Raw genomic sequence first — 26,239 nt, 5'->3', positions numbered from 1 at the left:
CCATTGCAGGTTTGGTGGCCTCAATAGATTACATAGTAACCACCATAATAATACTGGCAACCACCAGAATATAGACATTCTTTTAATATCCAAAATGCATTTAGAGCTAATGTCCCGTTACAGCCAGAACTTCTTAATAAATCCAAAAATTGCAGACTATATCGTCAAAGAAGCAGAGATAAAGCCAAACGATATAGTTTTGGAGATAGGCCCAGGAAAGGGCATACTAACGGGCAAACTTCTTGAAAAATGCGAAGTTTACGCTATTGAGATTGATAAAACGCTGTGTGAATACCTGAACATAATTTTTCAAGATGATATAAAGGATGGTAGATTGCATCTTATATGCGGAGATGCCTTAAAGGTTAATTTTCCTAAATTCAATAAGATTGTAGCAAATATTCCTTATCACATTTCCTCACCTCTCCTCTTTAAAATTTTAGAGTACGAGTTTGAGAGGGGCATACTTATGCTTCAATATGAATTCGCTGAACGCTTGGTTGCAAAACCAGGGAGCAAAAGATATGGCAGGTTAAGTGTGATGATGTACTACAACGGTGAAGCGAGGATATTGAAAAGGGTAAAGAGGGGCAATTTCAGGCCAGTACCAAGGGTCGATTCTGCAATAGTCAAAATAACAAAAAAAGATAGATTCTGCTACGATAAGGATAAATTGAATGAATTTGTACGCAAACTTTTTGAACAAAGGAGAAAGAAGATAAGAAATATATTAGGAGAGGTACCATACGGAGATAGGCGAGTGGAAGAACTGAGCCCAGAGGAAATATGCGAGGTGGTGCAGTATGCGGATAGGATTCGTAATTAATCCAATTGCTGGAATGGGTGGAGCTGTGGCTCTCAAGGGCACAGATGGAGTTTTAGATGAGGCAATAAAGCGGGGAGCAAGGCCCATAGCGGCAAAGAGGGCAAGGGAGTTTTTAAAGAATTTGAAGGGGAATATTGAATTTCTTACGGCATCTGGAAAAATGGGAGAGAACATTTTGAAAGAATTTGAGTTTCCATACAAACTCGTTTATAATGCTCCTGAAAACACAAGCGCGGAGGATACAAAGAGAGCAGTAAAGGAGTTTGTGAAGGAAAATGCAAGGCTCATAGTTTTTGTAGGTGGAGATGGGACTGCAAGGGATGTTGTAGAGATTGCCGATTCAAAAATACCAATTTTGGGCGTGCCAAGTGGCGTTAAAATGTACTCTTCAATCTTTGCAGTTAATCCTCAAAAAGCGGCAGAAGTTGTGGTATATTTTTTAGAGGGAAAAACAAAATTGATGGATTCTGAAGTGCTGGACATCGATGAAGATGCTTACCGAAAAAATAAGTTGAGAATAAAACTATTTGCCTATGCAAAAACTCCCTATGTAGAAGATTTAATTCAAAGCAGCAAGAGCGAGTATGTAGATGAGGAAGAGGAGGAAGATAAAAAATGGATCGCTGAGTTTTTTGTGGAAAATATGGATAGAAACACATTATATCTCCTAGGTGCTGGAACCACTGTTAATAAAATTGCAGAAGCTTTGGGCGTGGAAAAAACGCTTCTCGGCGTGGATGGACTCTACAACGGGAAAATAATTGCGAGGGACTTAAGCGAAAATGATATTTTGAAATTGATAGATAAGTATCCAAAGGTAAAGATAGTTATCACGCCCATTGGTTCTCAAGGATTTATCTTCGGGCGTGGTAACCAGCAATTTAGTGAGAGAGTTTTAGAGAAGGTTGGGAAGGAAAACATTATAATCGTAGCCACTCCGAGAAAAGTAAGAGAGTTGAAAAAATTGAGAATTGATTTAGAAAATGCTCAAAAATTCAGGGGATATTATAAAGTACTAGTTGGGTATGGAAAATATAAATTGATGAGGGTAGAGTAATTATTCAGTACCCCTTATCTTCTTTCTGCTTATCTTCATTCCCGTAGGAGTAACCATCAAGAAATTCTTGCCAATCCCCGCAACATCGCCGTTAACATCCTTAGCTATGCTCTTGAGCTCACTTATTATGCGTCTCAAAGTCAAATCGTCATTTGCTATAGATGTGTAATCCAATATCAAAACATCTCCGTTATACACAAAATCGGAGAGATGTCGCAAATCCTCATATCTGTAAATCTCAGCCACCCTGACCATTGGGCCAGTGGCAGTTATATCAACTCCAGTATCATACTCATTCAAATCTATATACTTCCTTGGCTGCGGTGTACCGAAACCCTCTGGCTTTAACCTCCTCTTCAGAAAACTTGGCATTTTAAACCACCTCTATAAGAGGGTAAGAATTTCAATGAATAAAAATTTTTCCTCAATTATGCTTCATTTTCCAATATTTTTCCCACCAGATGGCTTTTCTCGTAGTGAGTTATCCGAATTATATACTCTCTGCCAATCACCGCATTATCCAGCACCACAGGTTCATAATTTTGGCTTCTTGCAAGGTATTTGCCCCTCTTTCCCCTAGATGGAACTATAACCTTAAATTCCTTTCCAAGCATACTCTCAAACCTTTTATGCATATTTTCCATATGCAGTGCAGCTAATTTCTGAGACCATTCTTTAACTTTATTCGTGCTTGGCCTTTTCCATTTATAAGCAGGAGTTTTGGGCCTTGGGGAGAATCTGGTTATATTGAGAATCTCAGGTTTAATTTCTTTTATCAATTTCATCGTATTTTCAAAGCTCTCATCATTCTCTCCAGGAAATCCAACAATTATATCAGTGGACAGAGTCATCTCGGGAAATCTTTGACGGAAATTCCTAACAATTTTAATAAAATCTTCCACCTTATATCCGCGATTCATCCTATGCAAAATTTCATTATCTCCACTCTGCACAGGCAAATGAAGGAATTTGTAAACTTTAGGATTTGAATAAGCATCAATAAGCTCTGGGAGAATGCGCAATGTCTCTCTTGGCTCCATCATCCCCACACGGAGGTAAAATTTACCAGGGATAGCGGTAATGGAATTAATCAGCTCTGCAAGCTCGGTGCCAATATCTCTCCCATAGGCAGCTGTGTCTTGAGCGCTTATGCGAATTTCTACAGCTCTTTGCTCCAATGCCTTCTTAACCAATCTTAAAATCCACTCTTTGCTCCTGCTCTTTACTCTTCCTCTTGCAAGGCGTGTAATGCAATATGTGCACTGTCCTAGGCATCCATTTGCTATGGGTATTGTTGCTACCGCATCCCATATAAAAACCTCATCCATAGGAGACCTATCCAAATTTAGAATCTCTCCAGCCATCTCAAATTCCCATGTTGCAATGGGCACAACATCTATATCCAATAATTCTTTGCGAGCCGAGGGCAAGCACCCGTAAACTACAATCTTTTTTCCATATCGTTTCAATTCTTCTATTCTTCTGAGCATTCTGTTCTCAGTGTGCTCTATGACCACGCAGGTGCCTATGAGAATCACATCTGCTTCTTCAGGCCTGCTCACAATTTCTCCCATCGCCTGGCCTAGCATATTCGTCTCTGCAATATTCTGAGAGCAGCCGTAGGCTTCAAGATAGACCTTCACGAAAGTAGCAAAAGAAATTAGAATAAAAAAATTGCTATGAGAAATTTAAAATACGCTACATCCATATCAAATTGTGATTCTCCCGTGCAGAAAAGAGAGTGTGGATAAAATAGCAGAATACGCAAAAAATGAGCCAGTTGTGATGCCCACAGATACTCTTTACGGACTATGCATGAGCATTGATGGAGACATAAATAAGATTTACAAGATTAAGGGAAGGAGCATAGAGAAAAAAATTCCCGTGGGTGTTGCAAATATTGAGATGATGGGTAAGATTGCAGAAATTACTCCAGAGGCAGAGAAATTGATAAGAGCATTTATGCCTGGACCTTTAACTCTCGTGCTAAGGAACAAGGGAGTAAAATGGCTCGGAGATACCGTCGCAGTAAGAATTCCAGCTCATACCCTAACCATATATTTAATGGAGAAAATAGGTCCTATAACGCTTACGAGTGCAAACATAAGCGGGGAAAAAGCACCAAGCGTAATAGAGGACACAATGAAACTGGATGTGAAATATCGCCTAGATTGTGGAAGATTGATGGGAAAGCCATCTACAATAATAAGGCTCGTGGATGGAGTAGAATTGATAAGGGAAGGTGCCATACCTATGGCATCAATAATGAGAATTCTGGAGGAATGAGTATGGATTTAAAAAAGTATCTTGAAGCGGGAAAAATAGGAAAGGAGGCCCGCGAGTACGGGAAAGAATTAATTAAAGAGGGTGCATCATATTATGAGGTTGCAGAAAAGGTTGAAAAATACATAAGGGATTCTGGTGCAAAACCCTCATTTCCTGTGAATCTATCAGTTAATAATATTGCTGCCCATTACTCGCCTATAAAGGGAGATAATAAGTATTTTAAAAAGGGAGACCTTGTTAAACTAGACCTTGGTGCCCATGTGGATGGCTATATCTCCGATACCGCAGTAACCGTGGAGGTGGGCACAAATAAATGGGAAGAATTAATAGATGCATCCGCTGAAGCTCTGAATAATGCGATAAAGGCCATAAGACCGGGTATACTCGTTTCTCAAATTGGAGAGGTTGTAGAAGAGACCATAAGGTTCCACGGCTTCGTACCCATAAAAAACCTAACTGGCCATGAGCTTGATGTCTATGTTCTTCACAAAGGCCTCAGTATACCAAACTACAATGATGGCTCTCGTGCAAAGCTCTTGCCAGGCATGGCTTTTGCCATAGAGCCCTTTGCCACAAACGGAAGAGGATATGTAACCAACGGTCTTGGAGGAAACATATACATGTTCAGAAAGACAAAAAAATTAAAAGAGCCATATGCAAGTATGTTTGAAGAATTTAAAACTCTACCTTTCGCTGCAAGATGGTGCGAGAAATACGATAACTATGAAGGCATTTTAAAGAAGGGCTCGCTCCTTGGAGTACTCTACCATTTTCCAATATTAAAAGAGAGAAAGAAAGCAATGGTGGCCCAGACAGAGCATACAATCGTGCTAACAGACGATGAGGTTATTGTGACTACGAGATAATTTAAGAAGCCATTTCCCTAACCAATTTATCGTGCTCAAGCTCGTCATGCATTATTTCTTCCACCTCTTTGTACAGCTCTTTCGAGATATATATGCAAGTTTCTAAAACTAAGCTAGAGTAAACATACATATAGATTTCTTCTTGTGGCATTAGGCAATCTTTTAATTCCTTTCCATCACATCCTTTTCTCACCTTTTCTTCTATGGAGCTAAGGTACTCTTTCATCCCAACACATCTTTTGTTAGCCTTAATTTTAAATCTCCCTTCTGCATTTTTAAGGAGCTTTGAATAGATATAAGCGTGCTTGAAAGAATCATTAGCGATCTTTGATAGAGTTTTAGAATATTCTCCATATTTTTTACTGAGTTCCTTGTAGTACTCTCCAAGAAGCTTTTCAAATCTTATACCGCAGTATAGCATATTTACTACTGGTCTTTCCAATCCCTTATAACTTTGCTTTATCCTTTTCTTATCTTTTTCTTTAACCTTAGGAGACAGAGAAATATAAAGGGCAGATGAAGATATAACTACCCACCACATAGCCCAAAATATGTTAATTAGAACTGGATAAAGGAGAGAATGAGTGTAAAAAACTTTGAAAGAACTATAAACCACAGAGAAGAGAAGGATTATGATAACGGATAAGAAGTACCAAGCATACCTTTTATCCCCCCTCTCTTTATTTTTAGGGGTGACACTAAATGATTTCTTTCTACCAAATAACCATTGGAAAAATGCGAGCATAGATGGATAAAGCGCTATAAACTGGATACCTTGATGATAAATGTACTCTCTAAGCCCATACCCATACTTTCTCATAGAGGTTATGTAAAACATCAGAGACAGGGTAAATATAGAACCGTAGGCCCCCAAATACAATAAAGGATGAATTCCGATAAAATATATCCCAAAGATTAGAAAGAGAATTGGAGCTAGGATATCCACTAAACTCAATATTCCCACATGTGTCCAGTAAAACACGCCATTTAAGTAATCAAGTATTTGAACAAATGACATCTTGGCATTTAGCAATTTTTTTAGGATTTGAAATCCGCCATATGCCCATCTGTTTTGCTGAATCCAGTACGCTCTTATATTTTCGGGCGCTTCACCATGCCACACAAGCGGCAAATCAAGGTATTGGCTCTTATAGCCACGCTCATGCAAGAGAAGTGAAGTGTAAATATCCTCCGTAACTGTCTTCTCATACAATCCTCCAATCTCCTTCAAAGCTTTTATCCTGTATATCGTTCCACTTCCCAAACTAAATGCACTCCCGTTCATATGCCTAGCCCTCATAATTGTGCGCAAGAATGGTATGAGTTGAATATACGCAGATAATGAAACCATAGAATTCACTCTTGAATAATATTGGGGCACTTGCACAAATGCAACTTTTTCATCTTTAAAAAAGCCCAAGGTATATTTAAAAAATGAGGGAAAGGGTCTTTGATCAGCATCCAATATTGTGAGAAAATCATATTCATCTCCATATTTCTCAAGCCATGCATTAATCGCTCCTGCCTTGAATCCCTCTCTCTTATCCCTTCTAAATATCTGAAATCCATACTCTCTCGCATATTTATCCAATTCTTCCCTTATTTTCTCATCTGTAGAATCATCCAACACGAACACTGCTGTAGGAGCTGCCATCTTTGCAGCAATTGCTGTTTGAACAACTCTCCAAGGCTCTTCGTTGTACACTGGAATTACCACAGCCACTTTACCCTTAACTTCTGGTATATTTTCAAGGTAATTCTTTAAGAACTCATCATACTTTTTCCCTTTTTTCCAGTAAAAAAGAAAGAGAGCCGAGAAGAAGAGGGAAATAACTACATCCAATATAACAAAATATCCGAATATCACAGCAGGAGTTCTCAATCCCACTAAGTAAATGATTAAGATGCTAAGTAGCGCAGGGGTTAGAAAGAGAATTACATTCTTAGCTCTCATTTTAATTGGTTAATGCATTATAAAACTTAAATATTTTTTCTAAGTTCGACAAAAAACTTATTAACTTCAAGAACTCATAGACGCTTATGCTTGACATACTCACAAAGATTAGCATTAGAGATATACCTCAAGATCTGGGCTTACCTGTTATAAAAAATGCTAATCCTGTACCTCTATCTCCTGAGAATTTCCATTCCTTAAAACCTGTGGAGGGAAAGAGAATTGGATTTGTGGACGGGGGAAACAACACTATTTATCTCTCTCCGGGGCAGGCAATCTACATGCTCCGCTTATATTACTCCATATTCTCAAACGGGCAAAAAGAGGAATATGGAAGGTACACATACATAGTGGATGCTCACACAAATCTAAACGAGAATGCTTTCGAATTAACGATTTACGATGTAGATAATTCGGGAATATTTCCAGAGAGCATGAGAATAGGCATGGATGAGATTGATGAAAGAGATAAGATAAAGGCAGTAGGAGCTTATCTGCGCAGAATGGGAGAATGGCTCCTATCCGCAAAGATAATCAATAAATGCGATATCTTGGTTAGAGATGGCTCCCTGCAAACAGGGGCAAAGAGAGAATACGAGTATGCAAACAGGCTTTTTGAGAGTGCGAGGGAAAAAATCATAGTGGGATTTTCAAAAACCTGCTCTCTTCTAACATCCCGGGGGTACTCTTTGATTGCTTCTATTCACCACTTAGCAGAGAAGAATAGAATAAGAGCGCCATGGTACTACCATCCAATTGCAAAAGGCATAAGTACCATTAAGGGAGATATGTTTGCAGTGAAACTTCATCCATTCAGCGACTATGCTTTCCGTGTTGAAGTTTATCCTGAAAAAGAAGTCACCTTAGCTTTGGGTTATCTTATTCCTTTATCAAACGATCCTATCATGACTGGATATCCCTACGGATTGCTGGATGCAGATATAAATGCTAGGATAAGTGATGAGGAGGCAAAGACATACAGGCAGGTTATTTATAATCATGCCGATTCTTTCACTCTCATGCAAGCTCGGGCTTTAGATGCCCATGATAGAATCAGTGAGGTGAAATAAGATGGTTGGACAGATTATTGGTGGAAATTATGGGGAGATACTTATAAGGCAGAAAAATGGAGAGAGGATTGAACTTGGAGAATTGTTGGTTGCTGATGATATACTGCTTCAAGTGGTTGACTTAGAATATGGAAGTTTGATGGAGAACAGAGACTTGGCTAGAATGAGTGGTATGCAGCTCGAAGGATATGGTGCAACTGAAATACATGAGAAGGAGGTGAGGAACTTTATACTTGTTCGTGCCAAACCCGTGTTTGATTTGAATAAAAAAGGCATAACAAAGCACCTTCCGGAATTTTTCAAAATATTAAGACGAGCCAATGCCCAAGATTTTGATTTTCTAGAAAAACCGGAAAATCCTATGTATCTGGGAAAGATAAGAAGCGGTTCTAAGGTTCTTGATGTGCCCGTTTACCTTGATGGAAAGAAAGTGCTAACGCATCACATTTTAATCCCTGCCACAACAGGTAGGGGAAAGAGTAATCTTGTCAAAGTTATACTCTGGAGCCTTGTAAACAAAGATTATGCAGGAATCCTCGTTTTGGATGCTCATAACGAGTACTACTCTTATAAACTAAATGGAAAAAATTACGGGCTCAAAGAGCATCCTGAGGCAAAGGGAAATGTTATTTATTACTCTATTAACCCACCCCTTGGCGAGAGGGCACTAAAAATAAATATAAAACTCGTGAGACCGTGGCATTTAAGGGAAATTATAGAGTTCACCCCCGCCCAAGAAGATGCCCTGTATCTATTTTACAAAGAGTGGGGTGATGAATGGATAAAAATGCTATTTTCCAATGAGCCAATTAAAGGAGTAGGCGAAACCACCAGGGCCGTAATTCAAAGAAAGGTTAAAGTTGCACTGGAGATTGATATGAACGATTATGGAGAACTCTACGAAAGAGGAAAAATATTTTCAATTAATGAGGGGGAAAGCACAATAAAAGACATCTGCACTTATCTGGAAGAGGGAAAAATAGTGATAGTTGATACATCCTCTCTCTCCCAAAATCTTGAGATCCTCATATCAAGCATGATAATGAATGAAGTATTTGCAAGGTATAAAAGGTACAAAGAAAATGGTGAACTTGACAATAAGCCAGTTATATCTGTTGTTATAGAAGAAGCACCAAGAGTTCTGGGTGAAGGAAAGAGCACAATATTTGGTACCATTGCGAGAGAGGGGAGAAAGTTTAAAATTGGAATAATAGCAATAACTCAACTATCATCGGTCATACCTCGTGAGATTCTTGCAAATCTAAACACTAAAATTATTTTGGGCAATGAAATGAGTTCTGAGAGAAAAGCAGTTATAAGCTCTGCTGCTCAGGATCTAAGCAAGGATGACAAGATGATTGCTTCTCTGGATAAGGGTGAGGCGATAGTGAGCAGTATATTCACAAAATTTGCCATCCCGATTCAGATTGAAAGGTTTGAAGAGCTTGTGGATAAAGCAAGAAAGGAGAAAAAACCCAAAACTCTCAAATTTTTCGGATAATCTATTTATATCTATCCTCATTTCGTAGGTATATGGAAGAAAAAACTGCAATCATAGTAGTTGCAAGTATTGTCATTATAGCCGTAATAATAGGGGGTATTTTATATGGTGGTGCCCTATATGCCAATTCTGAATCTAAAGAATATATCCAAAATGTGAATATAGATAACAATATAAGCCCATCTCCCAGCTGGAAACCTATTGATGAGGAGAGAAATATCTATGATACCAACTATGCTAATATTGAAGTAATTTGGAGAGCATATATTGGCTATTTTCAAGAGTATGGTGGATATGAAATTGTAGTAATTTTTACCACTAACATCTCAGCCAATGATTATCTAGTTGGATATGGAAACTCTAAACCCACTTTTACTCTTGCAATTGAAACTGTTGATAATGTATCTAATTTTGTAAATAACGGATTTGGATTTCAGGATATAGAGAAAATAGGCCCATTGACTTACGGAACCAGGGCATATACACCAAATATAATCGCAAACTGGGCTTACTCGGAGGCATACATAAAAGAAGTGCATAACGCAACCATTTCTGCTATGATTTCTCCACCTCCAGAGAGCGGGGAGAATATCTCCCTTCTATATACATTTACAGCATATATTGAAAATAATGAGACAATTTACACAGTTAATTTCAGTTTCCCAGTATTGATACACTACACTTAATTATTTATAAACAACAGCTATAAAATTCCTTGTCTTATGACAAACAGCGAAAATTTTAAAATGGTGTATGGGATATGCCCCTTTGCTGGGGCCGTAGCTTAGCCAGGTTAGAGCGCCCGGCTCATAACCGGGCGGTCGCAGGTTCGAATCCTGCCGGCCCCACTAAGCCCTTTAAAAAAGGGCTTTACCCCTTGAGAATATTAAATCGAAATTTTAATCCCATGGGCCAGTAGCTTAGCTAGGTAGAGCGCGGGACTCTTAATCCCGTGGTCGGGGGTTCGAATCCCTCCTGGCCCGCTACTTTTGTATCAGGGTTCGTCTGGATTCGCTCCTTTTCAATTCCATATTTTTCGTTCTCCACTACTTCCATCAAACCTCACCTCTTATCTTCTTTAAATACTCCGGACCCAAAGGCTTCCAGGATCCGAACCTTTTAGTTTTAATAGACAAGATTTAGAGCAATTTCAAAAAGATGGGCATTATTAATAAAAATAAAAGAAAAAAATTATTCGGTAAGATACGCCTGCTCACCAATTTCTGCTTCATCTAGACCTTCTTTTTCTTCCTCTAATGATACACGCACTGGAGTTATTCTATCAATAAGCCATAGCGCTCCATATGTAAATAAGAAGGTATAAACCACTGTAATACTCACTGCAGCCAGTTCAACCAAGAAGAAATGTGGGTTACCATAGAATAAACCGTTTGCACCTCCTGCATTCACAGCAAGCGTAGAGAAGAGTCCTAAAAGTATAACTCCAGTAAATCCACCGATTCCATGAACGCCCCAAACATCAAGAGAATCATCCCAGCCTTTCTTGTTTTTAAACCAAACTGCTACATAAGCAACAAGAGAAGCAACTATACCCGTAAGCATAGCTACCTGTGTGGTTACATAGCCTGCCATTGGTGTAATTGTTGCCAGTCCTGCAACAGCACCAGTGAGCATTCCAAGTATCTTTGGCTTTCCTTCAAGTAGAACGGATAGAATGAGCCATGTTATTGCAGCAAACGATGCTGCTATATCTGTGTTGAGAAATGCGATGGTTGTTATACTATTTACTCCAAATTCACTTCCTGCATTGAATCCATACCATCCAAACCACAGAAGCGCAGTACCAAGAGCAACTAGAGGAATGCTATGAGGTCCTTTGTGTATAATCCTTCTTCTTCCCACATAGAACACCGCCGCTAGAGCTGCAAAGCCCGCAGAAGCATGTACGACTATACCTCCTGCAAAATCATGGACGCCCCACTGGGCAAATAGGCCACCACCCCAGACAAGATGCACTAAGGGAAAATACACGAATATTAGCCAGAGAGTTAGAAATATCATCCATGCTTTAAACCTCACACGGTCTGCAAAAGCTCCAGTTATTAGAGCAGGTGTGATTATTGCAAACATCATCTGGTATGCTACGAAAACCCACATTGGCACTCCTGGATTTATAGGTGATGGTGTGTTCATTGTAATTCCTTGTAATAGCAAATACTTTGGACCTCCTACAATTCCTGCAACATCAGGCCCAAAGGCCATAGTGAAGCCAAAAAGAACCCATAGAACCGTTGTCCAACCTAAAGAAACAAAGCTTTCAGCCATTATTGTTAGAACATTCTTTCTTCCTACAAGTCCACCATAGAAGAATGCAAGTCCGGGTGTCATTAGCATCACTAAGCTCGTAGCAACGAGCATAAATCCCGTATCTCCTGGATTAAATCCCATTTTCATACTCTCCTGATACTTAGTATACTTTGAGGGAATCGTGAATTAGATATTTAAATATTTGTAAAATCTATGAACAAGTGTTCAATAATCTGAACATAAGTTCAAGAAAATTTGAAGGTGCGTGGTCAATATTTTCATAAAATTAACTCAAAATTGAGTTATAATCAACAAGTTTTTAATAATGGTGAGAATGGGAGATTCGTGATTGAAGAGGCTATAGAGGCACTTAAGCGTGGAGATTTCATATTCATATTTGACGGTGAGGGAAGAGAGGAGGAGACGGATATAGTCATCGCCTCTCAGTTTATAACTCCTGAGAAAATAAGATTTATGCGCAGGGAAGGTGGAGGACTCATATGCACTACCCTTCCAAAGAATTATGCGGATAAAATCGGCTTACCGTACCTGCATGAGATATTTCAAAGGAGCGGATATCCAATATTCAAGTACTTGACTCCAAAGGTCAGATACGACACTATGCCCTCCTTCTCCATCACGATAAATCACAGGGACAATTTTACAGGCATACCTGACAAGGATCGGGCAAAAACGATAAAAGAATTTGCAGAATTCTTAAATAAAATTGAAAAAATAGAAAAGCCAATGAAGGAATTTGGAGAAGAGTTCATATCCCCGGGACATGTGCATCTCCTCATATCCTCAGGATTGGAAAAGAGGCGAGGTCATACGGAATTATCCACAGCCATTGTGAGTATGGCAGGGCTCATTCCCTCGGCTACCATTGTAGAAATTCTTGCAAAAGATGGAAATTCGATGAGTAAAGAAGATGCAATGAAGTTTGCAGATGAGCAGGGAATAATATTTTTAGAGGGAAAAGATATTTTGGATGCGTGGTACAAATGGTCAGAGTGATGGCTACAGGGGTATTCGACATCTTACATCCTGGGCATGTGCTCTTTCTTCGAGAAGCGAGGAAGCTTGGTGACGAGCTTGTGGTCGTGGTTGCTAGGGATTCCACAGTGGAAAGATTAAAGCATAAGCCCATAATGAACGAAGATATTAGGAGATTTATGGTTGAATCTTTAAAGCCCGTAGATAGGGCTGTTCTCGGACATAAGGACGATATGTACAAAACTGTGGAAGATGTCAGACCAGACATAATAGTTTTAGGATACGACCAGAAATTCGATGAGAAGGAAATTGAAGAAGAGTGCAGGAAGCGAGGTATTAAAGTCAAGGTTGTGCGTCTAAAAAAATATGGTGATAGCGATTTAAACGGAACAAGAAAGATAATATTTAAAATCGTGGATAGAGTGGATGATTTATATGCGAAGGATAGGAATAGTTGATACCACATTCGCCCGCTACGATATGGGCTCTACTGCCGAGGATGAGCTTCGCAAAATGGGTACGGGATTTAAGATTATACGGCGTACAGTTCCTGGTGTGAAAGATTTGCCAGTGGCTGCAAAAAAGCTAATTGAGGAGGAGGGCTGTGATATTGTTATCGCTTTAGGTATGCCTGGACCAAAACCGATTGACAAGCAATGTGCCCATGAAGCTTCCCAGGGACTGATAATGGCACAATTACTTACCAATACGCACATAATTGAAGTGTTTGTGCATGAGGATGAGGCAAAGGATGAGAAAGAGCTTGCCTGGCTTGCAGATAGGAGAGCTAGGGAGCATGCGCAAAATGCCTACTGGCTTCTCTTCAAGCCCGAAAAGCTTAGAAAGATGGCTGGGACCGGGCAGAGACAAGGATTTGAAGATGTAGGACCAATTGAAGGTAAATCTGGAATGAGGCATTAGGAGGTGAATGATATGGAAAAGATAAATTTGGGAATAGTCGTTAGCGAGTACAACTACGATATAACTATGATGATGCTTGAGCGTGCTAAAGAGCATGCGGAGTTTTTAGGTGCAGATGTAAAGTATGTGCTAAAAGCTCCAGGTACATTTGACATACCGCTTCTCGTAAGAAAATTACTGGAGAAGAAGGATGTAGATGCAGTTGTAACCCTTGGTGCAGTTATTGAAGGTGAGACGGAGCATGATGAGATTGTTATGCAAAATGCAGCTAGAAAGATTGAGGATCTGAGCGTAGAATTCGGAAAACCTGTAACACTGGGCATATCAGGGCCAGGAGAATCAAGATTACAGGCTGAAGCACGCATAGAGAAAGCAAGAGATGCTGTGGAAGCCGCTATCAAGCTTGTCAAGAGATTGAGGGATATTAGCTAAGAAAAATTTATATTCTTTTATATCATTTATAACCTAAAATGAAGGTGGACAACATAGAAGATTTGCGAAGGATTATTAGGGGTTGGGATGGAAAAATTGTAATTGATACCTATGATGTTAGAGGGCATAAAGGCATCGCAGTTCTCTCCCTTGTTAAAAATGATGAAATATATTCAGCTATAAAGTTTGAAGGAGATAATTCTGATATAATCTCCCTGTTCACAGATGTATTAAAAAAGAATATAGACAAGGTTGTAGATGAGCAAAAAGTGAGAGTGCAATATACAGAGAAGGACATAAAAAGGAGAATTAAAAAATTAAGACATAACCCCTAGCTCTGTGAGCTTCTCAGGTAGATAGGTGTCTGTCACATAATCCAGTCCATATTTGGCCAAGCTCTGTTGCTCTGCTTTCTTCTTTATTTTTAGCATCAATTTTATCTCTTCGGTCCAAAACGGTGTTTGAAAACGAGGATCTTTGAGTTCCGATTGCAATGCTGCAATATCCCTATCATTCAGCTTATCTGTTGGTAAATCGTAATTTAAAATATCACTGGCAGTTATACCAACAAACTCGGCTGTAGGTGTTGCAAGGTACTCGCTTATATGAGCCGTCTTTATGGCCCCATAGGCTATAGATGCGAATATTCTAAATGACCATGGATCTCCATCGGTGAATATTACTACTGGCAATCCCAGTTCCTCGTTCATTCTCTTTAGTAATCTCCTCGTGCTTCTTGCAGGCTGACCCTTTATATGCACTAAAATTGCCCGGGCTTTCTCGTCAAATCCATTTTCCACGAGACGATCAAACATACCACCTGTTTCAATGCCTATAACAAAATCTGCATCCACATCCACAAATTTCAACTTCTCTTTCTCCACATTATAAGGTATTAAATACCCACTATCACCAACATCGTCTCTACAATTTATGCGCATTGGCTTGCCTTTGCGATTTATCTCCTCCACCGTTATATTTCCGATAACACTTGCTCCATCTTCCTCCGGCCGGAGCTTAAAATCCTCGCGCAGATATCCTGTTATAACTTCTAAGTCTTCGGCAAGTTTGTTGCTCTCATCCTGTGTATGAAATTTTGCAAGGCCCCAACCCTCAGAGATATAATACATTTCTCTAAGCGTGGAAGATTTTTTATCCCTTATCATTTCCTTTATGAATTCCATAACATACAGGGTGCGAAGAAGCATATAAGCGCCATCTAATTTCTTCGCGCTCCTTGTTATCTTAGAATCTCCATATTTCCAAACTCCATAGCGAGTGTTGAATACGATATTGCTTCTATTCCTTGCTGCGAGTTTCATCTTTGGAATCTCTCCTCTAACTAAATCTTCATAGATGTCCTCTGCAATTTGATATAGTCTCTTTAATGATTCCTCGCTACTCATCATCAATCACCTCAAACTCCTCTTCCACATCTTCACCATTTTCCATATCCTCATCCTCTACTATCTCTTCAATCTCGCTGAGCTTTATGTTCCAATCTCCTGGCAAGGGCTCAGCACCTATAACGATATTAGGACTTATACCTTCCACATAATAATTTGTCTCTCCATACTTATCAGCATCTTTAAGAGTGAAATAAAAATGCCTGTAAGATACGGGCTCAATATCAACATCCCATTTAACATAATCTTCCTCTGCAATACCATCTGTATCAATTAAATTACCCAATGGGTAGTCCCCGTAAAGCACAAATTTTTGATGCTTAGATGTGAAATTTGCAACACGCACATTAACCTTTATTTTATCCTCTTCTTTTTCTACACTCTCATCAATCCATACTACATTCATAATCTTCGATATAACTGGCTCCAATGGAGGTATGGGCTTTTCCACAATCTCTGCACTCTTTCTTGCTATCTCGGGAAGAAGCTTGTTTACAAGGAAAAACTTCTCAGTCATCTTACTTTTGCGCTCCTTCTTTACATTGTAAAGTCTGAGCTGTCTACCCAATGATTTTAAGGCAAGCTCTATCTCCTCTCTAATCTCAGGTACATCCGCTATTGCCTCCTTTGCCTCTGAGGTGAATGGTACGCGGGTAGAGGCCACATGCACAAGGATTATGGCAGGACCAACTGGTATACCTTGTCCTCCACGCTGCTCTAAACCATAACGGCGCCAGTCCACACTGCTAATTGCCTTTGTTGTTACGCATGCTCCCTGCTGATAAAGTAGCGGCACTCGATTGGCGAATCTTAAAATTCTGACAGGTTGGTCTTTTGGCAATTCACCCCCATAAACCAATCCTACCTCAACCACAAATGGGTTACCACTGTAAACTTTTGGAGTACGTGTTACAGGCTGGGCATAGAAACTTGGACGCAGAGAGCCAAGCACATTTTTCAGGCCTTTCTTTATTAAAGTTTCTCCTATGGGAGAGAGGCAATCCGTTGGTGGAGCCATTAGTTTCACTTTTTTGAAAGCTTCAAGCAATCTCTTTGCCTCTTCAATACTCAGTTCTTGAGGGCGCATATCCCCATATAAATATGCTTTTTTGCAAATCTCCTCAGTAATCTTGGGGCTAACCCTTGAGAATTCATTTGTGAGAAACGATGTGAGTCGATAGGTCTTTGTATTTCTTGCCATATTCAAAAGTTCACCCAGTTCTATACCATGAGGGTGCGGTTTTATCTCCCTTGTTGGTGGGGGAAGCTTATCTGTGGCCCTTTTAAATATCGTTTTCTTACCATCCGGCTCTACAAATGTTATTTGAGCATGTGGGTTTACAATAGCCGTTTGTTGCAGATATTCATAAACACTCTGCTTACCCCTCACATATCTGGCTCGAATACTTATTTCAATTCTCGTTCCTTGCTCTCTATCCCATATTTTTGGAATTTCCTTTATCACCCTTGGCTCATTTTTCTTCGTATCAATTGTGAGCAAAACCTCATACGCCACCTCTTCTTCTTTTATCTTGGATATTACTCTTGTGGGCTTGCCTGTGGTGAGCTGCCCATACAGCACTACGGCACTTATGCCTATGCCCTGCTGCCCCCTGCTCTGTCTTATAGCATGGAACCTTGAACCATAGAGCAGCTTACCAAAAACAAGGGGAATATTGCGGCGAATTATGCCGGGACCATTATCCTCCACAATTATCTTATACTCATCCTTACTGACATTTTGAATCTCAACATAAATATCTGGCAAAATTTCAGCCTCTTCGCATGCATCTAAGGAATTATCAACAGCCTCTTTTACACTCACAACTAAAGCTTTAGTTAAGGAATCAAAACCCAAAATCTGCTTGTTCTTTTCAAAGAATTCTGCTACGCTAATCTCCCTCTGCTTCTTTGCCATCCTGTGTGCAATACCCATAGCGCATCCCGTTTCTAATAAGGCATACTCATTTAAATACTTCTCCACGAAGGGGCACCTACGGTTCCCCTCTCTACACCCCTCCCTTTCACAAATGAGTATAGCACCTACGGCTAAGCCTTCTTGAAGGTTCTTTGATTGAAAAATTATAACAAGCTTTTTACCCTCCCACAACCATAAAACTTCTTTGGGGGTAAAGCACCTTTCTTTTTAAGAAAGGGGCTTAGTGGGCCCGCCCGGATTCGAACCGGGGACCTCCCGCGTGTGAGGCGGACGTCATAACCACTAGACCACGGGCCCTAATACGGCAATATACAAGGCATTTATAATCTTTTCTGAGGGGCAATTTTAAAAAGGATGAGTATAATCACTATACAATGCCTATGAAGCTTACCATACCAGAGAAGATACTGATTCATCTTTATCATTTCAGGAAATATAACGATAGATATGACTATCCCTTCGATATGACACAGCAGGGTATCGCTAAGAGCATAGGAATATCTGTGACCCATGTGCCAAGAAATATGAAAAAATTGGAGGAGGAAGGATTTGTAGAGATAAAAAAAGGGCATGTGCAAGGAAAAAAGAAGAGAGTCACCATTTATTTACTCACTTCCGCAGGTATAATGAAGGCAAAGGAATTGGTACAAAAAATTGAAAATAAGGAGATAAAGATAAATGAGAAATATGTGAAGATAGGTGAGATCCAGAAGACCACGGGAAAATCTTTAATTGAAATTCTGAGAGCAATTGAGAGAGGGGAAAAAATAGAGATTATGATGGGAAAGAGGGTAGTATTCAAGGAAGTTGCAATTGAGAGGGAAGTATTTATAGACAGAGAAAAAGAATTAAAAGCAATGGAAAAATGGTATACCAAAGGAAAAATACTAGCAATAATAGGGCCAAGAGGAATAGGAAAAACCGCATTAGTTCTTGAATTTATAAGCATGGAGAAAATATCCTCGAACTTGGTATGGTTCAATATATACGAGGGAAGGAAATGGGGTTCAATCAAAGAGGTAATTGAAAATCTCTTTGAAAGGAGAGAAATTTTAGAAATTTTGAGAGAGAGCCCCACACTACTGATTTTTGACAATTATTACATGGTGGATGATGATTTTGTAGATGCAATGAAATCCCTAACTGTTGAAAATATAGGGAAGAGCAAGATAATCGTAACCATGCCTTCATCTACACCCTTCTACAATCGCTTTTATTCCATGCGAGATGTAGAAAGAGGTGCTGTTATGGAGATAAATTTAGAGCCTCTCCCCATGGAGGAAGCTAGAAAATTATTACCCCATGTGAGAGAGGATGCTTTTAAAAGGATATATCAACTCACCAACGGAAATACTCGCCTTCTGTGTCTTCTGGCTAGAGGAGAGTTGACAAAGGATAAAGATATACCTTTAACCCCCGAAACAATACATCTTTTAAACTACCTTGCTTCTCAAAAGATTTAAATTTGCCCAGACAATTTTATAAATGTGAGAAAGAGGGAGAACTTAGTTGAGCAACTTGCAAAGAATGGTATATGCGCAATATGTAAGGGCACAAAAATGCTCTGCGGCAAGAGTAAATGCCCCCTATTGGTCCGGTATTACTCCATGCTAAAAACCAAAGGAAAATTAAGTATAAACTTGGATGGCTCCTAGCCTCCAGGTGTATTCGTTGGAAGATATGGATATCCGAAGGTCAATGTAGGACCTCTCATACCTCCCTTCAAAGGGAATACTGAGTATATGGACATGCAAGAAAACTGGCTCGATATGAGCATAGATACTTTTGTAGATATGCGCACCTCATTAGTTAGGGGAATGAAGAGGGTTAGAATTGAAGATGCTCAAGAGCCAGATTATTACTTGCTCACTCTTCAAGAGATGAGTATGGCAGATAAGCATGTTGATTCTGAAGCAATATTTGAAAAAGTTCCAAGAGGGAGAATAGTAGTGGGTAGCGAGGTTCAGCCCTATGGTCCAGCGGGAAAAATTAAGAAATTTGTGCCAGATAACATAAAAGTGAATGCGAAAATAGAGAAGATTTATTACGATGAACTGCCTACAAGAGATTCCATTCTCCATTTGTACAATGATGGCATAAGAGTTTCACTCATTCAGAGAGCTTTTAGCATGGGAACGATGGGTGTACATCGTAAACTTGTACCCACAAGATGGAGCATAACTGCGGTGGATGATACTATTTCAAAGGCCCTGGTGCAGAAAATCAAAGATTTTTCAATAATCGATAAGCCAATGGTATTCAAATCAAATAAGATGGGCAATATATTCGTTGTGATTCTCCTTCCTCGCAATTGGAGCTATGAGCTTGTTGAGGCTTGGTACCCAGGAACCCTTTGGAATCCATACGGAAAGAGGACATTTATGGTCTCAAGCCATGAATTCTATGAAGGTAGAAAGGGTTATGCAGAAATAGGGGGCTGCTACTATGCTGCCCGCCTTGCAGTGGGTGAGAAATTGGTGAATATGAAAAGGCAAGCCGAGGTTATAGTGCTAAGAGAAGCTTTACCAGATTACATCATGCCTGTTGGAGTTTGGCATGTTAGGGAGAATGTGAGAAATGCTATGCGCAGCACACCAAGAATCTTTGAGGATGAAAATGAAGCTATAAACTACGCCCTATCTCAATTCAACATACCTAAAAAAGCTTGGATTGATGGTTCCACCTTATTGAGAAGATTTTTGCATCAAAGGAGGCTCGAGGATTTTGAAATATATTGAAATCTATGTGAAAAATGCATTAGCAAAATCAAAATTGGAAAATACGCTGTATGCTCTCAATCCCTACATTGGATGCGAGCATCGCTGCGTATACTGCTATGCCCCCCATGTCCTACATATAAATTTAGAAGAGTGGAATAGTGTGGTGTATGTGAAAAGAAATATTCCAACTGTTCTTAATAAAGAACTGAAGAAGAAAGAAGGACTCATAACTATAGGAACAGTCACCGATGCTTATCAACCAGCAGAGAAAAAATACAAAATAACGAGAAGATGTTTAGAAGTGCTAAATAAGCATAGGAGAAAAATATCGATTCTAACTAAATCATCCCTCATCTTAAGGGATAAAGATATCATAAAGGATATGGATGCGGAGATAGGAGTAACACTCACAACTCTGGATGATGAAAAAAGAAGAAAGATTGAGCCATATGCATCTTCAGTAGATGAGAGATTGGAGGTATTGAGAGAGTTTTCAAAAACCAATAGAACCTATGCATTCATAGGTCCCATATTTCCGGATTTAATAATGCCACATTTAAGAGATCTTATGCAAATCCTTGAAGATATCGGAGTCTCTTATGTGATCTTTGATAAATTTAGAATGAAAAAAGGTATGAAAATCCCAGAATCGCTTAAGGATAATACAAATTACTGGACATTAAAGAGAGAAATCTACAGGATCGTTAGAAATTTTACCATTCCATTTTATTTCGGCTGGTAATCACCTTTTGTATGGGTCCTCCAAGCGCACAGTGTCATCAGGATGAGGAGTTGAATACTCGTAGAGAAGCATATTCTCCACTGCCACTATCCTATGCTTCTTATTCGGTGGAATCCTGAAAACATCGTTTTTACGCACCACATTTTTCTCGCCCTCCACTTCTATATATCCCTGCCCATACATTATGTGCATTGTCTCATCCTTCCTTGGATGATAGTGCATTGAGGTCTCATATCCCTTCTTTATGTACAGCTCTTTTACCATGTACTTATCAGTCAATATTATCATCTTCTCATACCCCCACGGCTTGTCTTCCCTGTTCTTGTACTCCTCTCTTACCCTCTCCAAATCCTTCAAACTGTCCACACTCTGCCAGAATACATTGTCTTCGCGGAATATGTATGCCCTCCTCATTTCTGCTAAAAGTGGAAATACCGTGCGCTCCACAGCCTTATCCGTAAACTCCCTATTGAAATACTCATAGGCCTCTTTCTTTATGTAATAAATCCCTGCATTTATGTAGTAATCCAATACGGGTTTCTCCCTGAAGGAGAGTATTAAATCGTCCTTGAAATCTATTATGCCGTAGGGCGAGCGCATTCTGGTACCTGCTATGGTCAGCAAGGCATTCTCATTCTTTCTTGCTCTCTCAAGCATTTCCCTTATATTGAAATCTGCCACCACATCTCCATTTCTGACAACCGCATCCTCTTCCAATTTTGAAAATGCATTTCTTAAAGCCCACAATGTCCCTCTAGGCTCATCTTCCACTAAATAATTACCTTAACTCCATTCCACATATCCCCATACCTTTCCTTTATCTTCTCCCACAAATAGCCCACAAGCAGGTATACCTCATCTACACCTGCATACTTCAAATCCAATATTTGCTTGTCTAAAATTGTATAACCTTCTTTTATCTCCACCAAGGGCTTCGGTACATAGTCTGTTATGGGCTTCAATCTCTTTCCATAGCCGCCTGCCAATATTATCCCCTACTACCATATCTATCGCCTCATATATCCGCTTATTGTGCTTAGAGCATACTTACCAAGATTAAAAATGTTATTGAAATTTGATGTCTCGGCATGCAAATAGAGCATGCATCTTCTCGTGCATTTATACATGGCCTCCCTAGCTTGCTTTGCCTTCTCGGACATCAAAATGCTTTCCAAGTCCTCTTCCAGAAGATTTCCTACTTTCCATCCTATTACACTGCAAGGATATATGATATCGCCATTGCATTCTATCATAACAGAGAAAGATTTACATCGATAATCTTTAATCAAACTATCTATGAAAGCATCACTTGTTACGATAGTGCTTCCATACTTATTTTTTAATCTCTTCAATTCCTTGTATATTTTCTCTCTTGGGGGAGCCAGATTAAAAGCTCCAGGCAACGCAACGGCAGGCATTAGAAGTATCCTAGCCCCAGCTTCCTTTACTTTCTTCACCTTCCATTCCATAGCATCAATATCATTTTTCGTAACTACAGTTTGCACAGTGATTTTTATCTTTGAAGTGTATTTGTGCAGTTCTTCAAATAGATAGAGATTATTATGACCCTCATCAATGGATATGTGGAGAAAATCAAGATATTTTGCATATTCCTCTAAAGGCAATTTATGTAGAAGAGTTCCATTGGTAGTCATAAATAGATAAAAAGATTGGTCGTGAGCGTATTTAATTATATCCAATATATCCTTACGGAGTGTGGGCTCGCCCCCCTCTAAGCTTAGCACAGTAACAGTAGATTCTGCAAGTCGATCTATTATCTTAAAAACATCCTTGGTGGGCAATTCAGGAGTTCTATCATTCCAAACATTGCAAAATGGACACTGCATATTGCAGCGATGCGTGACTTTAAAAGACCCATAAACCGGACGATCATAATCCAAGTAGGTTTTAAGGAACCATTTTACTGCCCTAATATTTCGATTCATAGTGGAAAGTAAGAACTTTTATGTATTTGTAGTTTTTAGATAAACTATGAAACCAGTTATGTCCTTTGACTGCTATGGAACTCTGATTGACTGGGAGGAAGGTATATGGAATACCATTAACAAGATTCTTGCAAGAAGAGGGATAAACAAGAGAAGAGAGAGCATTCTTTCTCTGTATGCCCAGATAGAATCAAGAGCAGAAAAGGAGTACAAGCCATACAAAGAGATTTTAAAAGAAGTAATGGGTGAAATTGGGAGAGTTCTGGGTATTAAGCTTGAAGAGGAGGAGAAATATGCCTTGGTAAAGAGCATACCCAATTGGCCAGCATTTTCAGATTCAAAGAATGCATTGATGAGAATAAAGGAAGATTTTAGAATTGCAATAATCTCAAATGTGGATAACGATATTATTGAAGAGACCATTAAAAATTTAGGTGTGGATTTTGATTTTATCATCACCGCAGAAATGGTTAGAGCTTATAAACCAGATTTGAGGGTATTCAAATATGCCAAGGATATTATGCAGGTAGATAAATCCAATTGGTTTCACACTGCTCAGAGTATCTACCATGACATAATTCCCGCAAAAAAATTAGGAGTGAAAACTGTGTGGATAAAAAGAAGAGGATTCGGCGCCACTCCCCCGGCAAATACTAAAGCTGATTTCAATTTTCTATCCTTAGAAGATCTAGCAAATAACATTGGTTCTCTCAAATAAGTTTATGTATAAGTAATTTTTTTGGGTAGGTGGTGATAGCTTTGAAAACAAAGGTGAGCGATATAATGTCCAGAAACCCCATATGCGTCAAAGCACCGGGCACAAAGAAAGATGTTTTAAAAACTCTTGTAAAATACAATATAACAGGAGTGCCCGTTATAAACGAAGAAGGAAAGTTCTTAGGTATAGTTTCTCGCCGCGATATTTTTGAGAATCCTGGGGAGGAGCAAATCGCAATTCTTATGAGAAGAGATGTGCCTACTGTGAAAGAGGATGATAGTATTGAGTATGCAGCTTCTGTTATGCTAAGATATGGGAGGAGGCATATAGTTGTTGTAGACGATGAAAAAAATGTTATTGGAGTAATAACTCCCCAAGATTTCTTGGAAGTCATAGAAGAGAGGAAGATATCGGAGCCGGTGGAGAAGTATGTTACAAAACCATGCTTTCCCCTGCATCTCTGCACTCCCCTACCCGTGGTTTTCTGCGCTATGAGCCTTTCATCTCTACCAGCATTTCCCGTTGTGGATGACGATGGAAAATTGAAAGGAATAGTAACAGATAGAGACTTATTTGAGAAGGCAGAAGTTGATAAAAGCGTTGCCATCTCAGAGCTTGGACTTGGTGACGATGAGGACTCTTGGACTTGGGAAGGGCTTCGCAATGTGATAAAATTATTCTATATGGAAGAGAAAGTCACATTACCTAAAATCCCAGTTGAGAAAGCCATGATAAAAGATCCAGTCACCATATTCTCAAAATCCCCAATCTGGGAAGCGGCAAAGATAATGCGTAAAAACAACTTCTCTCAATTGCCCGTAAGAAATACCCACGATGATTTAATTGCAATGATTTACGATAGTGATTTAGTTGCATCCTTAGTGGGTGTAGATTATGAGTGATTCTCGCGCAAACATAATGGAAATCGCAAAGAGAAGAGGATTTTACTGGAAATCCTATGAAATTTATGGGGGTTTAGGGGGATTTTACGATTATGGTCCCTTGGGAGCAGCGCTCAAAGAGAATATTCTAAAGGTATGGAAGGATGAGTTTGTTATCAAAGATGGATTATTAATGCTTGATGGCCCCAATATTGGCCCTGAACTTATGTATGTTGCATCTGGCCATGCTGAAAAATTTGCAGATTATATGGTCAGATGCAAAAAATGTGGCCATGTATTTCGCGCAGATGGACTTTTAAAAGGAGTTGTGGAAAACCCGGAAAAATTAGACAAAAAAGGTATATCAAAGGCGATAAAAGAGCATGGCATAAAATGCCCTGATTGTGGGGGAGAATTAACGGAACCAGAGAGTTTCCACCTAATGTTTTCTACCACCGTGGGTCTCGATAAACGGGCATTTTTAAGACCTGAAACTGCACAGGGCATATTTGTCAATTTCCCAATAATGTATCGTCTAAATCGAGAAAAATTGCCTCTTGGAGTTGCACAGATAGGCAAGGGATTTCGCAACGAAATAAGTCCCAGACAGGGACTCTTAAGATTAAGAGAGTTTAATATGGCCGAGATAGAACTATTCGTGGACCCTTATGATGAGGATATCTTGAATAATTTAGAAGATGTGAATTTGCATCTTCTCACTCGCGAGGGAGAAGAACTGAATTTATCTCCAAAGGAAGCTGTAGAGAGAAAGCTCATGAACGCCCATATCGGATACTATATGGCAAAAATTGTGAAATTTTTAGACGCTTTAGGCATAGATTTAAATCGTGTTAGATTTCGTCAGCATTTTAAGGAGGAGCTTGCCCATTATTCTCGTGATACTTGGGACTGCGAGATACTCCTATCATCTGGATGGGTTGAGGTCACGGGTATAGCCGATAGAGGAGATTACGATTTGAAGAGACACATGACCTATTCTGGCAGGGACTTGACTGCAATCCGAAGGTTCAAAGAGCCAAAGAAGATAAAAATCAAAAAACTGCGCGCGAGAATGGAAATTTTGGGTCCTATGTTCAAAAAAGATGCAAAAAAGATTGCAGAAATACTCGAAAGTATGGAGTATGTAGACGGAAACATAGAAATTGAAATTGAAGGCAAAAATGTAAAGATACCGAGGGATGCCTACGAAATTAAAATAGAAGAAGAGGTCATCGGTGGGGAGAGATTCGTACCCCATGTGATTGAACCCTCATTTGGCATCGATAGGATATTGTATGCCGTACTTGAGCATTCTTTTTATGAGAGAGAGGATACGGGCTACAAAGTTTTAAAGTTAAAACCAAAGATTGCACCCATCAAAGTAGCTATTTTCCCACTCATGGCCAAGGATGGACTTGATGCAGTAGCAAGAGATGTTTTAAACAAAATTAGAGAAGGTGGCATCACCTCTTATTACGATGACTCTGGCTCGATTGGGCGCAGATACGCTAGAGCAGATGAAATAGGTGTGCCATTCTGCATAACTGTAGATTATGAAAGTTTGAAAGATAACACAGTAACCATAAGAGAAAGGGATTCTGCAAAGCAGAAAAGGGTAAGGATTGACGCAATTCCAAAAATACTAGAGGATTTAGTTGATGAGCGTGTAGATTTTGAAAGCTTATGAAACTATAAATATAATGTCCACAA

General features: G+C 39.4%; 25 protein-coding genes, 3 tRNA genes and 2 pseudogenes. 21 read left to right on the top strand and 9 right to left on the bottom strand.

The features are described from left to right. Positions 1-109 precede the first annotated feature (109 nt). Both rsmA and ABOO_RS03805 read left to right on the top strand, forming a co-directional pair. A complete protein-coding gene (gene rsmA, locus ABOO_RS03810; RefSeq protein WP_008082620.1) occupies positions 110-826 on the top strand; it encodes a 16S rRNA (adenine(1518)-N(6)/adenine(1519)-N(6))-dimethyltransferase RsmA in 717 nt (238 codons plus the stop codon). Continuing rightward, entirely contained in the window at positions 804-1,883 is a 1,080-nt protein-coding gene (locus tag ABOO_RS03805) for an ATP-NAD kinase family protein (protein ID WP_008082282.1), read from the top strand. Before rsmA ends, ABOO_RS03805 begins: the two co-directional genes overlap by 23 nt. Here the strand turns inward: ABOO_RS03805 and ABOO_RS03800 are convergent, their stop codons facing one another. Next, positions 1,884-2,255, bottom strand: coding sequence for a cell division protein SepF (locus tag ABOO_RS03800; RefSeq protein WP_012997221.1), 372 nt, complete (start codon positions 2,253-2,255; stop codon positions 1,884-1,886). Positions 2,256-2,311: 56 nt separating this feature from the next. Then, the gene (locus ABOO_RS03795; protein WP_012997220.1) at positions 2,312-3,526 is read right to left on the bottom strand and encodes a tRNA (N(6)-L-threonylcarbamoyladenosine(37)-C(2))-methylthiotransferase; all 1,215 of its coding nucleotides are present in this window, start codon (positions 3,524-3,526) and stop codon (positions 2,312-2,314) included. Between the two features lie 73 nt (positions 3,527-3,599). Between ABOO_RS03795 and ABOO_RS03790 the strand changes: the two genes are divergently transcribed. Together ABOO_RS03790 and map are read left to right on the top strand one after the other, a co-directional pair. Continuing rightward, positions 3,600-4,169 carry an L-threonylcarbamoyladenylate synthase gene (locus ABOO_RS03790; RefSeq protein WP_012997219.1) on the top strand — a complete coding sequence of 190 codons (570 nt, stop codon included), beginning with the start codon at positions 3,600-3,602 and terminating at the stop codon, positions 4,167-4,169. A 2-nt stretch (positions 4,170-4,171) separates the two neighbouring features. Then, positions 4,172-5,035, top strand: a complete 864-nt coding sequence (gene map, locus ABOO_RS03785; RefSeq protein WP_008082360.1) for a type II methionyl aminopeptidase — start codon at positions 4,172-4,174, stop codon at positions 5,033-5,035. Position 5,036: 1 nt separating this feature from the next. Here map and ABOO_RS03780 read toward each other — a convergent pair whose 3' ends face one another. Further along, positions 5,037-6,989: a glycosyltransferase family 2 protein gene (locus ABOO_RS03780; protein ID WP_008081998.1), complete on the bottom strand. Its 1,953-nt coding sequence runs from the start codon at positions 6,987-6,989 to the stop codon at positions 5,037-5,039. A gap of 86 nt (positions 6,990-7,075) precedes the next feature. On the opposite strand from ABOO_RS03780, the gene ABOO_RS03775 reads away from it, so the two are divergent. The 5 genes from ABOO_RS03775 (at position 7,076) to ABOO_RS03755 (ending at position 10,543) form a co-directional block, all read left to right on the top strand. After that, on the top strand, positions 7,076-8,059 hold the full coding sequence (locus ABOO_RS03775) for a hypothetical protein (protein ID WP_008082284.1): 984 nt from the start codon (positions 7,076-7,078) through the stop codon (positions 8,057-8,059). Between the two features lies 1 nt (position 8,060). Beyond that, a complete protein-coding gene (locus ABOO_RS03770; protein WP_008081976.1) occupies positions 8,061-9,560 on the top strand; it encodes an ATP-binding protein in 1,500 nt (499 codons plus the stop codon). 32 nt (positions 9,561-9,592) lie between these two features. Next, positions 9,593-10,246, top strand: a complete 654-nt coding sequence (locus tag ABOO_RS03765) for a hypothetical protein (protein WP_008082023.1) — start codon at positions 9,593-9,595, stop codon at positions 10,244-10,246. A gap of 87 nt (positions 10,247-10,333) precedes the next feature. After that, positions 10,334-10,408 (top strand) — tRNA-Ile (locus tag ABOO_RS03760). Positions 10,409-10,469: 61 nt separating this feature from the next. Beyond that, positions 10,470-10,543: transfer RNA gene (locus tag ABOO_RS03755), tRNA-Lys, on the top strand. A gap of 208 nt (positions 10,544-10,751) precedes the next feature. On the opposite strand, the gene ABOO_RS03750 is transcribed toward ABOO_RS03755, so the two are convergent. Next, positions 10,752-11,969, bottom strand: coding sequence for an ammonium transporter (locus ABOO_RS03750; RefSeq protein WP_008082595.1), 1,218 nt, complete (start codon positions 11,967-11,969; stop codon positions 10,752-10,754). 204 nt (positions 11,970-12,173) lie between these two features. Between ABOO_RS03750 and ribB the strand changes: the two genes are divergently transcribed. Genes ribB through ABOO_RS03725 form a run of 5 tightly spaced genes read left to right on the top strand, consistent with a single transcriptional unit; the run spans position 12,174 to position 14,512 of the window. Further along, positions 12,174-12,845, top strand: coding sequence for a 3,4-dihydroxy-2-butanone-4-phosphate synthase (ribB, locus tag ABOO_RS03745; RefSeq protein ID WP_008082573.1), 672 nt, complete (start codon positions 12,174-12,176; stop codon positions 12,843-12,845). Further along, complete coding sequence (locus tag ABOO_RS03740) at positions 12,833-13,282, top strand: FAD synthase family protein (protein ID WP_008082530.1); 450 nt, start codon at positions 12,833-12,835, stop codon at positions 13,280-13,282. The genes ribB and ABOO_RS03740 overlap by 13 nt, the downstream gene beginning before the upstream one ends. Next, entirely contained in the window at positions 13,260-13,745 is a 486-nt protein-coding gene (gene ribC, locus ABOO_RS03735; RefSeq protein WP_012997218.1) for a riboflavin synthase, read from the top strand. Before ABOO_RS03740 ends, ribC begins: the two co-directional genes overlap by 23 nt. A 12-nt stretch (positions 13,746-13,757) precedes the next feature. Continuing rightward, complete coding sequence (ribH, locus tag ABOO_RS03730; RefSeq protein WP_008082652.1) at positions 13,758-14,177, top strand: 6,7-dimethyl-8-ribityllumazine synthase; 420 nt, start codon at positions 13,758-13,760, stop codon at positions 14,175-14,177. 38 nt (positions 14,178-14,215) lie between these two features. After that, the gene (locus ABOO_RS03725; protein WP_012997217.1) at positions 14,216-14,512 is read left to right on the top strand and encodes a hypothetical protein; all 297 of its coding nucleotides are present in this window, start codon (positions 14,216-14,218) and stop codon (positions 14,510-14,512) included. Here the strand turns inward: ABOO_RS03725 and ABOO_RS03720 are convergent. From ABOO_RS03720 to ABOO_RS03710, 3 genes are all read right to left on the bottom strand, one after another. After that, positions 14,495-15,583, bottom strand: a complete 1,089-nt coding sequence (locus tag ABOO_RS03720) for a DNA topoisomerase IV subunit A (protein ID WP_008082533.1) — start codon at positions 15,581-15,583, stop codon at positions 14,495-14,497. The two genes, ABOO_RS03725 and ABOO_RS03720, sit on opposite strands and share 18 nt — an antisense overlap. After that, positions 15,576-17,519, bottom strand: coding sequence for a DNA topoisomerase VI subunit B (locus ABOO_RS03715; protein ID WP_048103018.1), 1,944 nt, complete (start codon positions 17,517-17,519; stop codon positions 15,576-15,578). Before ABOO_RS03715 ends, ABOO_RS03720 begins: the two co-directional genes overlap by 8 nt. 227 nt (positions 17,520-17,746) lie before the next feature. Continuing rightward, positions 17,747-17,819 (bottom strand) — tRNA-Val (locus ABOO_RS03710). 83 nt (positions 17,820-17,902) lie between these two features. On the opposite strand from ABOO_RS03710, the gene ABOO_RS03705 reads away from it, so the two are divergent. The 4 genes and pseudogenes from ABOO_RS03705 (at position 17,903) to ABOO_RS03695 (ending at position 20,984) form a co-directional block, all read left to right on the top strand. Next, positions 17,903-18,985 (top strand): ATP-binding protein, encoded by a 1,083-nt coding sequence (locus ABOO_RS03705; RefSeq protein WP_236614075.1) that lies wholly within the window; start codon positions 17,903-17,905, stop codon positions 18,983-18,985. A 204-nt stretch (positions 18,986-19,189) separates the two neighbouring features. Continuing rightward, positions 19,190-19,870 (top strand): annotated as a pseudogene (locus ABOO_RS08110) (Nre family DNA repair protein); the annotation flags it as partial. 33 nt (positions 19,871-19,903) lie between these two features. Further along, the gene (locus ABOO_RS08105; protein ID WP_277422427.1) at positions 19,904-20,260 is read left to right on the top strand and encodes a hypothetical protein; all 357 of its coding nucleotides are present in this window, start codon (positions 19,904-19,906) and stop codon (positions 20,258-20,260) included. Then, positions 20,247-20,984, top strand: a complete 738-nt coding sequence (locus tag ABOO_RS03695; RefSeq protein WP_012997215.1) for an SPL family radical SAM protein — start codon at positions 20,247-20,249, stop codon at positions 20,982-20,984. Before ABOO_RS08105 ends, ABOO_RS03695 begins: the two co-directional genes overlap by 14 nt. Here ABOO_RS03695 and ABOO_RS03690 read toward each other — a convergent pair. Next, positions 20,985-21,976 (bottom strand): annotated as a pseudogene (locus ABOO_RS03690) (sugar phosphate nucleotidyltransferase). It abuts the gene before it with no gap. Positions 21,977-21,991: 15 nt separating this feature from the next. Next, positions 21,992-22,930: a radical SAM protein gene (locus ABOO_RS03685; RefSeq protein WP_012997214.1), complete on the bottom strand. Its 939-nt coding sequence runs from the start codon at positions 22,928-22,930 to the stop codon at positions 21,992-21,994. Between the two features lie 46 nt (positions 22,931-22,976). On the opposite strand from ABOO_RS03685, the gene ABOO_RS03680 reads away from it, so the two are divergent. From ABOO_RS03680 to glyS, 3 genes are read left to right on the top strand one after another with little or no spacing between them, the layout of a single operon-like run. Beyond that, positions 22,977-23,648, top strand: coding sequence for a haloacid dehalogenase type II (locus ABOO_RS03680; RefSeq protein WP_008082008.1), 672 nt, complete (start codon positions 22,977-22,979; stop codon positions 23,646-23,648). Positions 23,649-23,680: 32 nt separating this feature from the next. Continuing rightward, positions 23,681-24,550 (top strand): CBS domain-containing protein, encoded by an 870-nt coding sequence (locus ABOO_RS03675; protein WP_236614076.1) that lies wholly within the window; start codon positions 23,681-23,683, stop codon positions 24,548-24,550. Beyond that, positions 24,543-26,216: a glycine--tRNA ligase gene (gene glyS / locus ABOO_RS03670; RefSeq protein WP_008081956.1), complete on the top strand. Its 1,674-nt coding sequence runs from the start codon at positions 24,543-24,545 to the stop codon at positions 26,214-26,216. The genes ABOO_RS03675 and glyS overlap by 8 nt, the downstream gene beginning before the upstream one ends. Positions 26,217-26,239: the final 23 nt, after the last annotated feature.

Source organism: Aciduliprofundum boonei T469, from assembly GCF_000025665.1.
Classification (GTDB): Archaea; Thermoplasmatota; Thermoplasmata; order Thermoplasmatales; family Aciduliprofundaceae; genus Aciduliprofundum; species Aciduliprofundum boonei.
Note: the sequence above shows the minus strand (reverse complement) of the source record. Positions and strands in the feature narration are given on the sequence as shown.

Coding starts and splice junctions, on each gene's coding strand:
- ABOO_RS03715 (WP_048103018.1), bottom strand. CDS start 17,519: ATGGGTATTGCACACAGGATGGCAAAGAAGCAGAGGGAGATTAGCGTA.
- ABOO_RS08105 (WP_277422427.1), top strand. CDS start 19,904: ATGGTCTCAAGCCATGAATTCTATGAAGGTAGAAAGGGTTATGCAGAA.
- ABOO_RS03685 (WP_012997214.1), bottom strand. CDS start 22,930: ATGAATCGAAATATTAGGGCAGTAAAATGGTTCCTTAAAACCTACTTG.
- ABOO_RS03740 (WP_008082530.1), top strand. CDS start 12,833: ATGGTCAGAGTGATGGCTACAGGGGTATTCGACATCTTACATCCTGGG.
- ABOO_RS03680 (WP_008082008.1), top strand. CDS start 22,977: ATGAAACCAGTTATGTCCTTTGACTGCTATGGAACTCTGATTGACTGG.
- ABOO_RS03725 (WP_012997217.1), top strand. CDS start 14,216: ATGAAGGTGGACAACATAGAAGATTTGCGAAGGATTATTAGGGGTTGG.
- map (WP_008082360.1), top strand. CDS start 4,172: ATGGATTTAAAAAAGTATCTTGAAGCGGGAAAAATAGGAAAGGAGGCC.
- ribC (WP_012997218.1), top strand. CDS start 13,260: ATGCGAAGGATAGGAATAGTTGATACCACATTCGCCCGCTACGATATG.
- ABOO_RS03780 (WP_008081998.1), bottom strand. CDS start 6,989: ATGAGAGCTAAGAATGTAATTCTCTTTCTAACCCCTGCGCTACTTAGC.
- ABOO_RS03770 (WP_008081976.1), top strand. CDS start 8,061: ATGGTTGGACAGATTATTGGTGGAAATTATGGGGAGATACTTATAAGG.
- ABOO_RS03775 (WP_008082284.1), top strand. CDS start 7,076: ATGCTTGACATACTCACAAAGATTAGCATTAGAGATATACCTCAAGAT.
- ABOO_RS03720 (WP_008082533.1), bottom strand. CDS start 15,583: ATGAGTAGCGAGGAATCATTAAAGAGACTATATCAAATTGCAGAGGAC.
- ABOO_RS03705 (WP_236614075.1), top strand. CDS start 17,903: ATGAAGCTTACCATACCAGAGAAGATACTGATTCATCTTTATCATTTC.
- glyS (WP_008081956.1), top strand. CDS start 24,543: ATGAGTGATTCTCGCGCAAACATAATGGAAATCGCAAAGAGAAGAGGA.
- rsmA (WP_008082620.1), top strand. CDS start 110: ATGTCCCGTTACAGCCAGAACTTCTTAATAAATCCAAAAATTGCAGAC.
- ribH (WP_008082652.1), top strand. CDS start 13,758: ATGGAAAAGATAAATTTGGGAATAGTCGTTAGCGAGTACAACTACGAT.
- ABOO_RS03765 (WP_008082023.1), top strand. CDS start 9,593: ATGGAAGAAAAAACTGCAATCATAGTAGTTGCAAGTATTGTCATTATA.
- ABOO_RS03750 (WP_008082595.1), bottom strand. CDS start 11,969: ATGGGATTTAATCCAGGAGATACGGGATTTATGCTCGTTGCTACGAGC.
- ABOO_RS03800 (WP_012997221.1), bottom strand. CDS start 2,255: ATGCCAAGTTTTCTGAAGAGGAGGTTAAAGCCAGAGGGTTTCGGTACA.
- ABOO_RS03805 (WP_008082282.1), top strand. CDS start 804: ATGCGGATAGGATTCGTAATTAATCCAATTGCTGGAATGGGTGGAGCT.